A 14,195-nucleotide genomic window follows, 5' to 3' on the forward strand; every position below is an offset into this window, starting at 1 on the left:
GTGGGGGCCGAAGCACGGGTGAAGGCAGGTTCGACGGCGCGCTGCGGTCGGCTGCGCGAGGGTGTCAGAGGGGCGTGGAACCATGAAGGGGTGTCCACGCCCGTACCCGTCCCGCGCATCCACCCGGCGGCCATCAAGCTCCTGGTGGGTAGTGGTGCGTTCCTGCGCGGTGAGGACTACCAGAAACAGGGCCGGGTCATCTCGTGGGAATGGCTTCCGGCCGAGCTGCTGCTCGTCTCGTGGGTACGCGGCAGCGGGCGCAGCACCTACTCGTGCTCCGTCGAGTTCGGGACGGCCGGGTCCGGGCCGCCGGTCGTCGTCGGGTCGAGCTGCACGTGCCCCGTGGGTTCGGACTGCAAGCACGTCGCGGCCACCCTCATCGAGGCCGGCTCCGACGGGCTGGCCTCGATGGTCCGGTCCGCGTCGTCCCTGGGGCGAGCACCGCAGGTGCCCGAGTGGAAGGCGGCGATCGAACGGCTGGTGCCCGCGACGCCGGTCGCGAGCGCCTCGGCAGGCGACCCCGCACCGCAGCTCGCGCTCCAGTTCCGGGTCGACGGCAGCACCGCCGGGGACAACCTGTCGCTGTCCGTCCGGCCGGTCGAGCGCAACGGCCGGGGCACCTGGGTCGGCGGGTCGGCGTCGTGGAACTACATCCGCAACGGCTTCCTCCGCGGCGTCGAGCCCGAGGTCCGGGAGTGGTTCACCACCCTTGACGCCCTGCGCGCCACGAGCCCGCGGGGCTACGGGTACGTGAGCGCGGGCGACTGGCTCGCCCTGGACGACGTGCTGCCACGACCGTTCTGGCGGCACCTCTCCGACGCGGCGAACCTCGGCATCGAGCTCGTCGGCAAGTCCAGGCGGGACTCCGTCCGCGTGGCCCGCGAGGCCACGGTCGCCCTCGACCTCTCCCTGCCCGACGGCGGTGCCCGGCTCGAGCGGACCGTCGCCTTCGACGGTGCGGCGACCGGCGCGACGTCCGTCGGGACGCTCGGCCGGCACGGCCTGTTCGCGATCGAGGAGTCGCCGTCGGGCCGCACGGTCGTCCTGGGTCCCACGCCGGCGCCGCTCACCGACCAGGAGCACGCCGCGGTCCAGCTGTCGGAGGTCGCGGTGCCGGCCGAGGCCCTCGACGAGTTCCTGGCGGACTACCTGCCGCTGCTGCGCCGCGAGGTACAGGTCCGGGCCGACGACGGCGTCGAGCTGCCCGACCTGCCGCGGCCGCAGCTCGTGGCGTCCGTCGAGGTGGTCTCGCCGGCGGAGATCAGCGTGACGTGGCGGTGGGCTTATCCGCCGTCGGACAAGGAGTACCCGCTGACCACGGCGCTGGAGCCGGGTTCGGAGCTCCGCGACCTGGAGGCCGAGGCGGCGACCCTGGGACGAGTGGTCACCGCCGTCCGCGAGGTGCCGGGCTTCGACCACTTCCGGGTGGCGCCCGAGGTCTTCCGTGACCTGCGGGCGATGGACTTCGCCACGCTGGTGCTGCCGGCGCTCCGGCGTGTGCCGGACGTCCGTGTCGACAGCGCACGGCTGCCCGAGTACTCCGGGCTCGAGGCCACACCCGTGGTCAGCATGCGCGCGTCCGACAGCGGCGACCTGGACTGGTTCGACCTCGGCGTCACGGTCACGGTCGACAGCCGGGAGATCCCGTTCGGCCCGGTGTTCGACGCCCTCGCCCGTGGCAAGAAGCGGTTCATGCTGACCGACGGAACCTGGCTGCGGACCGACCTGCCGGTCTTCGCCCGGCTGAAGGCACTGATCGAGGAGGCGCAACGGCTGTCGGACCGGCCGGGCGCCCTACGGGTCAGCCGGTTCAACGCCGGCCTGTGGGCGGAGCTCGAGGAGGTCGCCGACGTCGTCGAGCAGTCCGACCGGTGGCGACGCTCGGTGCGTGACCTGATCGCGCTCACCGGCGACGGGGTCGACGGGCCGGAGCCGGTGGCTCCCCCGGTCGGGCTGAAGGCCGAGCTGCGCCCGTACCAGCAGCGCGGCTTCGAGTGGCTGACGTTCCTGTGGCGGCACGGGCTCGGCGGGATCCTGGCCGACGACATGGGTCTGGGCAAGACGGTCCAGACGCTCGCGTTCCTCGCGCAGGCCCGGCAGGAGGCGTCCGACGGCGACGCGGTTCCCCGGGACGAGGGCGGCGACCCGCCGCCGTTCCTGGTGATCGCGCCCGCGTCCGTGGTGAGCAACTGGGCCGCGGAGGCCGCACGGTTCACCCCGGACCTGCGGGTGGTCGCCCTGCCGACGACCGCACGCAAGGCCGGCGTCTCGGTTGCCGAGGTGGCGGCGGGGGCCGACGTCGTCGTCACGTCGTACGCGATCTTCCGGCTGGACTTCGACGCCTTCGCCGACGTCGGCTGGAGCGGGTTGATCCTGGACGAGGCGCAGTTCGCGAAGAACCACCAGACGCGGGCCAACGAGGCCGCCCGTCGGCTGCGGGCGCCCTTCAAGCTCGCGATCACCGGCACGCCCCTCGAGAACAACCTCATGGAGCTGTGGGCGATGCTCGCGATCGTGGCCCCGGGACTGTACGGGTCAGCCACCAAGTTCCGGGAGGACTACGTCAAGCCGGTCGCCGGCGAACGCGACTCGGGGCCGCTGCTGGCCCGCCTGCGCCGTCGGATCCGACCGTTGATGCTGCGCCGCACCAAGGAGCAGGTGGCACCCGAGCTGCCCGAACGGCAGGAGCAGGTGCTGCGCGTTCCCCTGGACGCCAGGCACCGGCGCATCTACGACACGCACCTGCAGCGCGAACGGTCGCGGCTCCTGGGGCTGCTCGACTCGTTCGACGAGAACCGCGTGGCCGTGTTCCGCGCCCTGACGACGCTGCGGCGCATGGCGCTCGACGCGTCCCTGGTGGACCCGGAGTACGAGGGTGTGCCGTCGGCGAAGCTGGACCTGCTCGCCGAGCAGCTCGCGGAGGTGACCGCCGAGGGGCACCGCGCCCTGGTGTTCTCGCAGTTCACGTCGTTCCTGTCCAAGGCGGCCGAGGTCTGCGACGCCCTGGGGGTCCCGTACGAGTACCTCGACGGTTCGACCCGGCGGCGGGCGGAGGTCATCGGGCGGTTCAAGGACGGTCCGGCGCCGGTGTTCCTGATCAGCCTCAAGGCCGGCGGCTTCGGCCTGAACCTCACCGAGGCCGACTACGTCTACCTGCTCGACCCGTGGTGGAACCCGGCGACGGAGGCGCAGGCGATCGACCGGACCCACCGGATCGGGCAGACGCGCAACGTGATGGTGTTCCGGATGGTCTCGGAGAACACCATCGAGGACAAGGTGATGGCGCTCAAGGAGCGCAAGGCGCGGCTGTTCGACGCGGTGCTGAGCGATGACGCCGGAGAGTTCGCGGGAGCACTGGGAGCGGAGGACATCCGAGGGTTGTTGTCGGACTGATCTTCTGTAGGTTTGCCCCCGTGTCTCCCATTGCTGACCTGATCGCGGCGGTCGCGAGCCTGCTGTGGCCCCTGCTCGTGATCGTCGTGCTGCTGGTGTTCGGGGGGCAGCTGCTCGCGAAGCTGCGCGGATCGGATGACGTGACGCTGGAGATCGGCGGGCAGAAGCTCAGCATCCGGCAGGCCACGGATCAGCAGGCCGACCTGATCGCTGACCTGCAGCGAGAGGTCGCCGCACTGAAGCGCAAGGTGGACGCGGGCGCTGTCGTCGTGCCGGGCGACGAGCTGCCCTGGGGGTCGCAGGAGCAGGAACGGACGATCACCCGTCCAGGAGATGGCAGGCTGCCCGTGCCGGGCGCCGGGGCGCCGCACTCGATCCTCTGGGTCGACGACAACCCCGAGAACAACGCCATGCTCGCGGAGTCGTGGCGACGTGACGGCATCGACGTCGAGGTCGCCCGCTCGACCGACGAGGCCCTGCGGCTGCTGAACACACGGCCCTACGGTCTGATCATCTCGGACCTCGGCCGTCGCGAGTCCGACGTCGATGTCCCGGACGCCGGGCTCCGGCTGCTCTCCCGGGTCCGGGCGAACGACCCCGTGACGCCGTTCGTGCTGTACGGAAACACGGGCCCGTACGCCGACGACGCGCGCGCCGCCGGGGTGACGCTGATGACCGGGTCGACGTTCGATCTGGTGGAGTATGTGACTGGGCTCGGAATGATGGACGAGGTCTGACCTCCGGGGTGACGCGCTATCGGCGCGTCGCAGCCAGAGCCCACGCGACGAGCGCCGGCTGACCCAGCAGCCGCAGCGCGCGCTTCCGATCCGTGTCCAGACCAAAGGCATCACGGTGCTCCGTGAGCTGGGCGACGTTTCCCGGGAAGACCGCGACGAAGAACGCCGCCGCCAGCACTCCCAGGCGACGGCGAGCAGGCTGCCTCCAGGTGGCGACGAGCGCCGCGCCGAGACCGATCTCGACGACACCCGACCCCACCACGACCGTGTCGGGATCGATGGGGACCCACCGGGGTACCTGCGCCTGGAACTCCTTGCGCGCCGCGGTCAGGTGCCCGATGCCGGCTGTGAGAAGTGCGGCGCCCAGGGCTGCCTGAGCGAGGCCGCGGACGATGGTCGGTGTGGTCGCCATGAGCACCATCATGTTGTCTCGCCTGCGAGGTTGCGACCGCGCGCCCGGCCCATGGGTGTGGGACCAGCCCGAGGGTCGTCAGTGGCGTACGAGCGCCTGAAGCTCCCCGATCCGAATCTGCGCACTGTTGGTCGTCGACGTGAAAGGGATCTGACCGGACTCACCGTTGCTGCTCTGCCACTCGACGACCCAGTAGGACGTCCCGGCAAGAGTGAGGTTGCCCGGACTGCTGTTCAGGTCGGCACCGAATCCACAGGTGGGGGACGGTTCCGCGCTGTTCCGGCCGTCATACGGCGTCCCTGCAGCATTGGCACCATCACAGGAAATGGCGCCAACCGTGGTCCCGTTCCCATCGGCCAGTGTCCACTCGACCCGGTCAAGTGTCCCCGTCGCTGTGACCGAGAGACTGCCCCCTTCTGCGGTCCGGACGATCGGACCAGTCGTGTTCTCAGCAGGGTTGGCAATCCACAGCCAGATGGGTAGACCGATGGTGCCGACGGCACCCTGATTGCTGGTGGTCGCCGGCGGAGTCGAACCGATCTGTCCCATGGAGAGCTCCATGGCAGCTACTGCGCTTTGGGCTAGTTCTTCGGCGGTGGGGCCGACTGGTGCGGCTGGGTCGGCCGACCAGTAGTACGAGTGGCCTTCGCACTGCGTTACATCGCCACCCGCCGCCACACAGCGCGGCGGCGTGCACTCGAGGACAATCCCATCCCCTGGCTCGTGGCCTTCCCATGCGGGATCGCCGGCGGGAGGTTGCGGACTCGCATTACGCACGTAACAGTCCCCATCCCATCCCCCGTACTCGGTACTGCACGGAACCACGTCGCCAAGGTCACGGCAGACCTGCGGTCCGCCACCGTCGCTGGGGTCGTCATCTTCGCCTCCTCCCCCTGCACCGCCTCCGCCATCTTCGCAGGGAATAACCACACCATCCGGTGTGGTCGTCGGCGTGCACTCATCGGCAACTGCCGTCGACGCCTGAACAAGAACTACCAGAGACACCGCCAACGCAACGACCATTCCGATGAAAGAAAGGGAGAACGTCCAACAACCGTGCCGCGTCAACATGCCTGCTCCGGGTGAGGTATCTGCTCGTTGACCGTCCAATAGCTGCCTGCCCCTTGGTGTCGCATAACATAGTCGAATTGGTATCGACTAGGGGCACCGGCTGCGCGCGGTATTTCCTTTCCGTCGCCAGCAAAGTTGCGCACGTCACTAAAATCGACACACGCCTTCAGATGCACCTCTTCATTTCCAACGGCGGAGGTCTTGTAGTCAGTGACATTCATGGCCTCTACCGAGGCCGCACCAGTCGTGTATTCGCCCGAATTGGCTGACTCGGTGTAGACGGCCCTCAACGAAGAACGCAGCGCTGGATGGCCCCAAAACGGCCGAAGTTCCCTGTCCCAGTCCCTGTATCCATTGTTGGCGACGAGCGCTGTGGTCTGGTAGTACTCCACAAGCCGCGCCTTTGCGTCAGCGACATTCTTTGCCTTGACCTGCTCCGGCGTTGTCGGCGACGGCGATGCTGGCGTCGACGATTGAGCGGACGCGCTCACAGACACAGAAGGTGATGCCGAGGCCGACGGCGATGCTGGACCCGGGATCGCGCCCTGGACCGTCCCAGGGTCGAAAACGCCTGACCGCACCACCGCGAACCCGGCGACCGCAAGGACTGCGACCCCGATGAGGACAGCGATGGTGCGCGTGGGCGTGATGGCGGACGAGACCATCCGGGCAACTCCCTCAACTTCGGGCAGAACTCAGCGAACACGGCCGTAAGCAAGGGTGCGGCATATCCGTCTTCTCGGCAAGGCGCTTCCGTGATAATTCACAACATCCCGCCAACGAAGGACAACATCCGGCCAGCAACGCGCCATGGATCGGTCTCAGCGTCTCGCCCATCGTGGCGATTCGTTGCACATATGCAACTCGGGTCGCGGATGCTGCAATCTCTCTACAGGCTTGCGCCATGACCTTCTTCCAACGCACCGAGGACTTCGAGCCCGAAGGGTTCGAGGACGTCGTCGGCGAGCTCATCGAAGCCATCCGACGCTCGTTCACTGGCATCCTCGTCGACCACCTCGAGGACATGCTTGCCGTGCCCGACCGCCACATGTGCCTCGTCGATCGCCACCTGCACATCACGGAGGACGATCGCGACTACACAGTTGATCTTCTGCTCTTCCACGTGACCCAAATGCGCTATTTCGCCATCCAGGTGCAGGCCGGCCGATTCGATCCAGCCCTGGTTGCACGTTCTCGCTACACGCTCAGACTCGTCGACGACCTGGTCCGCGTGCCTGACGTACACGGATCCACAGTCGGGGTCCTGTTGTGCACCGATGCCGCGGCCGATCAGGAGCCAGGTCCCGTCGTCGTCACCCTGTACGAAGACCTCAGTCCTGCACAACGGTCCGAGCTCCCGTCCGGCCTGGAGTTTGCCGACCTGGTCGGCCGATGCCTTGACACCAGTGTCGTCAAGGATCAGCCAACGTGACCGCGAGTACATCGGCTCTTCGCCGGTACTCCGTTAGCGGCCATACAAGTCCTCTACCAGCCGTGCCCGGGCCTCCACGATGTCCAAGCTGCCCGACGAAGATGCAGTGGTCGCCTCTCCCGCTACGTCGCGCCATGTTGAATCACCAGCGATCCGGAACTGGCCGCGCCACGTCGTGGTGAGCGAGATCGTTGCTGACCCTTGCTTCGAGTAGGCGTGGGAAATGGTGTGCGTGGGGTACGGGGCGCCCGGGTCTGCCGTTGAGAAAGCTGGGGACCCGTCACCAAAGTTCCACGTATAGCTGCTCGGCACCGCTCGGATGTCGACGGGGATTCCGAACAGTTCGGTGCTTGTTGTTCGGGATTCACCGTCGGTGTACGCGATCGTGTCGACGTTGACCAGGGTCCAGCCGTCCGGCGGTTGCACTGTGAGCGACGACGGCTCGATCTGCATCTCCTGGAACGCTCGAGCCGCAGCGGCCGGAATGTCGATCTGCTGTCGGGCCTCTGTCAGACATGCCTCTTCCTCCACAAGTTCTGCTTCTGTCCACCCTCCGGACTCTCGACGCTGCTCGAAGAGGGCACCGACAGCCTGCTCGTCGTCCTCGCACTCGATGCCTGCGTAGGCGAGCTGATGGCCTTCATCGCATGACTCGGCAAGTACGGTGGCACCGCTGAGATCCCGCAAGAAGCAGAGCGCCGGAGTCGTCCGCCATTGCCGAAGTGGTGAAGTTACAGACGGAGGAGTACCCCGGACATCACCGTTGATGCCCTCCCTTGCATGGCCATAGAGCGGCGTAACCGCCTCAACCGAGATTTGATCATACTGCGAAGTTCCGCTGAACGTGGGCTGCTCGTCGAACTGACCAACTGCCAGCGCCAGACCGAACATGATGCTCAATCTTGATGGACTCATTGTTCGGGCCTGGGTGCGACACCAACAATCAACCAATTGCCACTTCTTCGACCGACCTCGACTCGATGTTCCGAAGTTTGCTCCTTTGCGGCCGACGCCACGGAACCATTGGCTTCTAGCGTCCGGGACGCTTCCTGCCTGACTTCAACGTCAAGCGGGTAGATTCCGGTTAATTCGTCCCGGCCGTACTGACTCAAGAGGATCGTAGTCGTAGCCCCACCTTGATAGGTCTGGCCAAGTTCCTGAATCTGATTGGCGTCCTCCAGGGCCTGCGAGCAAAACCCACAAGCCCGATGTGACAACGCCTCAAATTCCTCGACATCCCCAGTAGCCATCACATACGGATACAACTCGATGAAGTACTCAGCGGCGGCCGCAGCTCCCTCCGCGTCGTCCCGCTCCATCGCCGCCGGCCGCTCCGGCTTCACCGGCACCGACGGCGACGGTGATGCCGACGGTGAAGGGCTGGCCGAGGCAGGCGGCGCAGGCTCCTCCGCGACCCCCGTACACCCGCACAACACCAGCCCGGCTGCCACGAGCAGCCCCCGATAAGCACCACGCATCAACATCCCCCGCCCTCGGGCCGCGTCGTTGCGTATCCGCAACGGCCGGGAACGACGCTAACCAGGCCCCGCCGATCCCGAAAGTGATCACGGTGGTTCCTGTGGATAACTCGGCGTTCAACGCACATCTTGGTGCCTCCAGATGACAGATCATACTTTTGCTCTACAGGCTTGGAGCCATGACCACGTACACCGTGATCGCATACCGCGGCGAGCGCCGCTGGACACTGCGTGCCCTCGACCTACCCGGCGCCGTCGCGCAGGGTGTTCTCCTGGACGACGCCGAGACCGCACTGCGCGCGGTGATCGCGCGCCTGACCGGCGAGGACACCGACGGCATCGTCCTCGACCTCGCACCCATCCCCGGCCCTGGCGGCTTCGACTGAGCACGACGTCGACCAGGAGTGTCCTCGAGCGAACGCGGCTCGACCGGACACCGGGAACACACAGCACGGCGGGCAGCAGAACGTGTCTGCTGCCCGCCGTCCTTCAGGACCGGCGTGTCACCGCCCGGCGTCGGCCTCCCGCCGGCGCTCCTGCTCGTCCACCTGGGCCAGCAGCTCCTCGGTGTCGGGCTCGGGATCCATGGCGAGCTGCTCGAGGTGGTCGCGCAGGCGGTCCACCAGTCGGCCCACCGCATCCCGGCGTCCTGAGGCGAGCTCCGCGCGGATCGCGTTGCGCCACGAGCGTTCGTCCACCGGATCCGCGAGCCGCCCCACCTGGGAGGCGTGCCGCGCCGTGGCCACGTCGCCCTCCAGGAGCGCGCGGCGCGCAACCTCGTGCGACACGTCCACGACCCCCGACGAGATGGTGTGCATGAGCTGCTCCGCCCAGGCGTACTTGCGGAGCGGCACGCCCTCGAACGGTCGGCCGCGCACCAGGTCGAGGGCGGCCAGCAGGTCTGCCGTCGGCGTCTGGCTCAGGTCCGGGCCCACGAGGTCGCAGAAGCGGTGCCAGTCGGTCGTGACGCCGCGCAGACGGTAGCCGGCGGACTCGAGGTCGGCCTGCCCGCCGTCGTCCGCGGACCAGTAGCGGGGCAGGTACTCGTAGCCCTCGCCGTCGACGCCCAGCCAGCGGCGCGCGCGGGAGACCGCGGAGCGCCGTGTGGCCAGGTTCGGCTCGCGCGACGGCCACAGGGCCTTTGAGATGTCCGAACCGCGCGACCCCGGGTTGAACGCCAGGAACGCGATCAGCTCGGTGGCCTGCCGCTGGTGCGTGGACGGCAGCTCGACGCCCGTGGTCCCCGCGAGCTCGACACGACCCAGCACACGCACGATCGGTGGTCCGGCCTCCTCCGGCAGGTCGGTCGCCGGCGCGTCGGGCTCGACCGCGGGGCCCGGCCCCGCCACGACCGGTGTACCCAGTGGCGGCGTCGCCACGCTCACGGCTGCGGTGGCCCAGGGCGCGAAGCCGGCCGGCACCGTGCCGGACGCCGTCCCGCCGCCCACGGTCCCCGTCGCGTAGCTCGGCGACGGCGCGAGACCCGCCCCCTGGCCGACGGCGACGTCCGAGTCCGCATCGGCGCGGACAACATCCATGGGGATCTCCTCCAGCGTCGGTTCGGCGCGGTCGATCGAACGGCTCCACGAGGGGCCGGGGGCGGTCTCGGGATCGGCCAGCAGGGCCAGGGCCTGGGCGTAGGTGGCGGCGTCGAGCTGTTGCGGTCGGACGGCGATGTAGGCCGGCACGAGGATGCCGCGCGTCGTGTCGCCGCCCGTGAGGTCACCGGTCAGGTCGAGCGCCCAGTCGCCGACCTCCGCGCTGGACGTCACCGCCGCGATGCCCACCGCGGGTACCCGCTCGACCAGGCGTTCCAGCGTGGCGCGTTCCACGGGGGCGAGTCGCTCGCCGACCAGCAGGATCTCCGGCGTCCACGCGTCGGTCGCGAGGCCCCGGCCGCGGGCGTCCGCGACCGACGTGGCACCCACCTGAGCGAGCGTCCGGTCGACGTCGGCGGCGCGCGCCTCCAGCTCGCGGACGACCTCCGCCAGGCTGGGGACGTGCCGCACCCGGCCGGTGTCGACGACGCCGGGCAGCTCCCCGAGCGCACCCACCACGGTCACCTGGAGGTCGTCGGCCCAGAGGCTCGTCGCGAGCTCGATCGCGAGCGCCGCGAGCGTGGCCTGTGCGGCCTGGTCGGTGCCGCGGATGTCGAGGCACGCGAGGTTCTCCAGGTCGACCATGAGGTGGGCGTCCTCGTCGTCGTGGCCGACGGTGACGAGCGCCGGGTACGGCGCTTCCCCCTCCTCGGCCCCAGGTCCGACCTGGGACGCCGCCTCCGCGTCACTCGCCGCGAGCTGCCAGACGAACCGGTCGGTCGTGCTGGCCCAGGGTGCGGGCAGGTCGGCGGCGCCGTCGAGGTAGAGCTCGACGAACTCGCCGCTCTTCAGCCGCGCCACGCGCACGCCCGGCAGCGGCAGGTCACGTTCGCGGTGCCAGCGTGCGAGGCTGCGCAACGCCTGGTCGACCTGGCTGCGGCCGAACGGGTCCTCGACGCCGTGCAGGTCACGTTCGAGCGCGCCGGCCGGGGTCTCGGGCCTCGGCACGACGACGGTCTCGCCCGGGACCCGGCCCTTGCGTGCCCGGCGGCGCTTGACGGCGACGAGCGCGAGCAGCCCGGCGGCGAGCAGACCGCCGACGCCCGCCGCGGTGCGGACGTCCACGGTCTCGTCGAGGTCGTCGACGGCACCGGAGACGGCGTCGGCCGCGGAGCCGAGCAGGGACGTGGTGGCATCGGGTGCCGTGCCGGCTGCAGCGATGGCCGCCGTGGTCGCACCCGCGACATCGACCGGCTCGCGCCCCGGCCGGGCGCCGTCGCCGGACGCCGCCGGTGCCGGACCGCCCGCTGGCGCCGTCGCCGACGGGATGCTGTCCTCGGCGGTGGCAGCGACCGGCGGCGCGGACTCGACGGCGACCTCCGGGACGCCGTCGCCTACCACCGGGTCGTCGCCCGTCACGTCGCCGGGCAGTACCTTCTCGGTCGCCGCGCTCTCGCGCGCCGTCGCCGTGACATCCTCCGGCACCAGGGGCGCCGGCAGCTCGGCCAGGCCCTCCGTACCGTCACTGTCGACACCGGTCCCGTCGACGTCGCCCTCGACCGCATCGGTCCCGCTCCCGCTCGGGCCGTCGTCCTCCGGCGCACCGTCGGTGGCGGACTCGCCACCCCACGTCGTGCCGCTGCCCGACGTCGTCTCCCGGGCCGGCTCGTCCGGCTCGCCCTGCGGCAGGAGCTCGTCGGCGATCAGGTCTTCCCAGGGGATCGCCGGCGCTCCGTCCGGGGGCGCGGACCCATCCGGTTCGAGGTCGGGCTCGTTCTCGAGGTCCTCCGGCGTGACCCGCTCGTACCGGGGTTCCTCGGTCTCCTGCGGTGCCGGCGGCGCCTGCGGGGCGAGGTTGCCCTCGGCCGACTTCTCCGGAGCCGGCTCCTCGGTGTCGGGCCGGTCGAGGCCGGCGCTACCCGTGCCGGCGTCGGCGGGGTCGGGTGTGCCGTCCCCGGCGTCCTGACCCGGTTCGTCCTGACCCGCGGACGGGTTCTGACCGGCGTTCTGTGCCGCACGGTTCGGCTGCTCCGCAGGAGCCTCGCCCGCCGGTCGCTCTCCGGCCGGTTGCTCGTCCGACGGCGACTCCGGTTCCGCCACGTCGTTGCCCGCGCCGCCCGGTTCGGCGATGTCGTCGGGCTCGACCTCGACGGCGCCCTCGGGCGTCACCTCCGCGGACGGTGTCGTCGGGGCCGACCCCGCGTCCGCCGACTCCTCCGGCGCCGGCTGCTCCGACTCGCCCGACCCTCCGGCGGCGCCCGCCGCGGACTCGACCCCGGTCGCCTTGTCGGCCTCCGGCCGGCCGGCGAACGTCCGGCCCAGGCCGGTGGCCTGCGCCGTCTCGGCGTCCGCGTCTACCTCGGAGTCAGCCTCGGGACCTCCGGCCTCGGCCTCCGGACCGGCATCCGCACCCCCGCCGGCCTCGGCACCGGCCTCCGACCCCGCACCGTCCGCCGTGGCCGGCTCACCGGCGTCACCCGAGCCCGCGGCGTCGCCCGCACCCGCACCGTCACCGGCCGCGTCCGCGCCAGGATCCGTCTCGCCGCCACCGGGCCGGTCCGTCCCGGCACCTGTCCCGTCAGCCCCGGACCCGCCGTCCGCCGCCTCTCCCGCGCCAGGAACCGTCACGGTCCAGCCGGGGTAGATGAGGTCGGGGTCGGTGAGCCGTCCGCCGTCGGGCTGCTCCGTGGAGCGGGATGCCTCGAAGACCTCCGGGTACCGGGTCCCGTCGCCGAGCTCTTCCTCGGCGATGCCCCACAGCGTGTCACCCCGCTCGACGACGACCTGGGCGGACTCCGCACCACCGTTGCTCCGTACGTCGACGGTGCCCGGTTCCGCGGCGCCGTCGTCCGCGCTCTTCGAGGGCGCGATGCCCACGGGTTCGTCCTCGTCCGCCGCGGACGCACCCGTCGACGTCGGCGTGACCCCGGCCTCCGCCGGCAGCCGCAGCACCCAGCCGGGTTCGATCCAGTTCCCGGCGTCGAGTGCACCACCGTCGGCCTGGACCACGCCGTAGTTGAGGTCGGCGATCTGCTTGAACCGTGCGCCGTCGCCCAGGGTCTGCTCGGCGATCCGCCACAGGGAGTCACCCGGCTGCACCGTGTAGGTGGCCGGTTCGGCCTCCTCGACCGCCGCGCGCGGACCCGGCGCGGTCACGGCCCCGGCCTGTCCGACGGCGTCGGACGCCACCGGTGCGGTCGCCACCGTGCCGGTCCGGCCCGCCTCCGCGGGTGCGGGGGCAGCCATCGCGGGGGTCACGGAGGGCGCCGCGACCAGCATGGTGATCACGGCCCCGACCAGGACGGCCGCCGCGCGCTGCTGCGCCCCGAGGCCACGGACGTGCGGGGACCGGCGGCCGCGCAACGCCGCGACCACCTCGATCACCACGGCGATCGCGAAGGTCAGCCACGCCACCCAGCCCACGACCTTGACCAGCCCGATGAGCACCGAACCGGTCACGTCGGGGCTGGTGAGCATCGAGACGATCCGGTCGAGGCTGACCTGCCCCGTCCACACCGGGCCGCCGAAGATCCACAGGCCGGCCGGGATACCCACGACGAGCACGACCAGGAGCAGCGCCGCACCCAGCCCTCTGGCCACGCGTGCGCCGGTGCCCTGCCGCGGTCCGCGGGGCTCGCCCGTCACCGCACGACCCTGGACTGTCGAGGTGCTCATCAGGACTCCTCCTGTCCTATCCCGCGGACCGCTCGTGCCTCGGCGTCAGCCGTGACGGTGAGCGAGCTGATCCCGATCAACGTGAGGAACGTGGTCTCGTAGGTGACCTGCGTCCCGACCGAGACGACGGCACCGTCGACGGCGGTCACGCCGCCCTGGACGCCCAGCGCGCCGAGCGTGTCGGACGCGGCCTGTGCCGCCCGCGCCGGGTCCACCTCCGGGGGCAGCCCCAGCTGCGCGCGGTCGAACCGGATCTGCTGCGCCGCGGCGCGCGCCGCCTGGTCGGCGGCGTACTCCGCCTCGTCCTCGGCGTGCAGCCGCCCGCCGCCGTCGACGACCAGGCCGATGGCGATGATGAGCGCGGGCACCATGCCCGCGGCGAGGATGTTGATCTCGCCCCGCTCGCGCCGTGCCCGCACCCGCGCCGGCGCTACCGCCCGCCCCTGTCGCACCCTCATC

The 14,195-nt window shown here is 70.4% G+C and carries 11 protein-coding genes; 4 read left to right on the forward strand and 7 right to left on the reverse strand.

Features of this window, described 5'->3' with window-relative positions; all coding sequences use genetic code 11:
- Window positions 1-90 precede the first annotated feature (90 nt).
- The gene (locus ACIBBF_RS07540) at window positions 91-3,393 is read left to right on the forward strand and encodes an SNF2-related protein (protein ID WP_397412099.1); all 3,303 of its coding nucleotides are present in this window, start codon (window positions 91-93) and stop codon (window positions 3,391-3,393) included.
- Between the two features lie 20 nt (window positions 3,394-3,413).
- Window positions 3,414-4,130: a response regulator gene (locus ACIBBF_RS07545; RefSeq protein ID WP_397412101.1), complete on the forward strand. Its 717-nt coding sequence runs from the start codon at window positions 3,414-3,416 to the stop codon at window positions 4,128-4,130.
- Between the two features lie 16 nt (window positions 4,131-4,146).
- On the opposite strand, the gene ACIBBF_RS07550 is transcribed toward ACIBBF_RS07545, so the two are convergent.
- The 3 genes from ACIBBF_RS07550 to ACIBBF_RS07560 all read right to left on the reverse strand — a co-directional run bounded on the left by ACIBBF_RS07550 (window position 4,147) and on the right by ACIBBF_RS07560 (window position 6,005).
- Window positions 4,147-4,542, reverse strand: a complete 396-nt coding sequence (locus ACIBBF_RS07550) for a hypothetical protein (RefSeq protein WP_397412103.1) — start codon at window positions 4,540-4,542, stop codon at window positions 4,147-4,149.
- A 78-nt stretch (window positions 4,543-4,620) separates the two neighbouring features.
- Window positions 4,621-5,091, reverse strand: a complete 471-nt coding sequence (locus ACIBBF_RS07555; protein ID WP_397412105.1) for a hypothetical protein — start codon at window positions 5,089-5,091, stop codon at window positions 4,621-4,623.
- Window positions 5,092-5,606: 515 nt separating this feature from the next.
- Complete coding sequence (locus ACIBBF_RS07560) at window positions 5,607-6,005, reverse strand: hypothetical protein (protein ID WP_397412107.1); 399 nt, start codon at window positions 6,003-6,005, stop codon at window positions 5,607-5,609.
- 512 nt (window positions 6,006-6,517) lie between these two features.
- Here ACIBBF_RS07560 and ACIBBF_RS07565 point away from each other — a divergent pair.
- The gene (locus ACIBBF_RS07565; RefSeq protein WP_397412109.1) at window positions 6,518-7,045 is read left to right on the forward strand and encodes a PDDEXK nuclease domain-containing protein; all 528 of its coding nucleotides are present in this window, start codon (window positions 6,518-6,520) and stop codon (window positions 7,043-7,045) included.
- Between the two features lie 33 nt (window positions 7,046-7,078).
- On the opposite strand, the gene ACIBBF_RS07570 is transcribed toward ACIBBF_RS07565, so the two are convergent.
- Complete coding sequence (locus ACIBBF_RS07570) at window positions 7,079-7,936, reverse strand: PKD domain-containing protein (protein ID WP_397412111.1); 858 nt, start codon at window positions 7,934-7,936, stop codon at window positions 7,079-7,081.
- Between the two features lie 20 nt (window positions 7,937-7,956).
- Window positions 7,957-8,529, reverse strand: coding sequence for a DUF6318 family protein (locus ACIBBF_RS07575; protein WP_397412113.1), 573 nt, complete (start codon window positions 8,527-8,529; stop codon window positions 7,957-7,959).
- 173 nt (window positions 8,530-8,702) lie between these two features.
- Between ACIBBF_RS07575 and ACIBBF_RS07580 the strand changes: the two genes are divergently transcribed.
- Window positions 8,703-8,909, forward strand: a complete 207-nt coding sequence (locus tag ACIBBF_RS07580; protein WP_397412115.1) for a hypothetical protein — start codon at window positions 8,703-8,705, stop codon at window positions 8,907-8,909.
- A 117-nt stretch (window positions 8,910-9,026) separates the two neighbouring features.
- Here the strand turns inward: ACIBBF_RS07580 and ACIBBF_RS07585 are convergent, their stop codons facing one another.
- Together ACIBBF_RS07585 and ACIBBF_RS07590 are read right to left on the reverse strand one after the other, a co-directional pair.
- Entirely contained in the window at window positions 9,027-13,736 is a 4,710-nt protein-coding gene (locus tag ACIBBF_RS07585) for a LysM peptidoglycan-binding domain-containing protein (RefSeq protein WP_397412117.1), read from the reverse strand.
- On the reverse strand, window positions 13,736-14,194 hold the full coding sequence (locus ACIBBF_RS07590) for a pilus assembly protein TadG-related protein (RefSeq protein ID WP_397412119.1): 459 nt from the start codon (window positions 14,192-14,194) through the stop codon (window positions 13,736-13,738). Before ACIBBF_RS07590 ends, ACIBBF_RS07585 begins: the two co-directional genes overlap by 1 nt.
- Window position 14,195 lies beyond the last annotated feature (1 nt).

Origin of the sequence: Promicromonospora sp. NPDC050880 (genome assembly GCF_044456525.1) — a bacterium.
In the GTDB taxonomy this organism is placed as follows: Bacteria; Actinomycetota; Actinomycetes; order Actinomycetales; family Cellulomonadaceae; genus Promicromonospora.

Excerpts from the sequence above, each read along its gene's own strand:
- ACIBBF_RS07550 (WP_397412103.1), bottom strand. The coding sequence starts at position 4,542 with ATGGCGACCACACCGACCATCGTCCGCGGCCTCGCTCAGGCAGCCCTG.
- ACIBBF_RS07555 (WP_397412105.1), bottom strand. The coding sequence starts at position 5,091 with ATGGGACAGATCGGTTCGACTCCGCCGGCGACCACCAGCAATCAGGGT.
- ACIBBF_RS07565 (WP_397412109.1), top strand. The coding sequence starts at position 6,518 with ATGACCTTCTTCCAACGCACCGAGGACTTCGAGCCCGAAGGGTTCGAG.
- ACIBBF_RS07570 (WP_397412111.1), bottom strand. The coding sequence starts at position 7,936 with ATGTTCGGTCTGGCGCTGGCAGTTGGTCAGTTCGACGAGCAGCCCACG.
- ACIBBF_RS07575 (WP_397412113.1), bottom strand. The coding sequence starts at position 8,529 with ATGTTGATGCGTGGTGCTTATCGGGGGCTGCTCGTGGCAGCCGGGCTG.
- ACIBBF_RS07580 (WP_397412115.1), top strand. The coding sequence starts at position 8,703 with ATGACCACGTACACCGTGATCGCATACCGCGGCGAGCGCCGCTGGACA.
- ACIBBF_RS07585 (WP_397412117.1), bottom strand. The coding sequence starts at position 13,736 with ATGAGCACCTCGACAGTCCAGGGTCGTGCGGTGACGGGCGAGCCCCGC.
- ACIBBF_RS07590 (WP_397412119.1), bottom strand. The coding sequence starts at position 14,194 with ATGAGGGTGCGACAGGGGCGGGCGGTAGCGCCGGCGCGGGTGCGGGCA.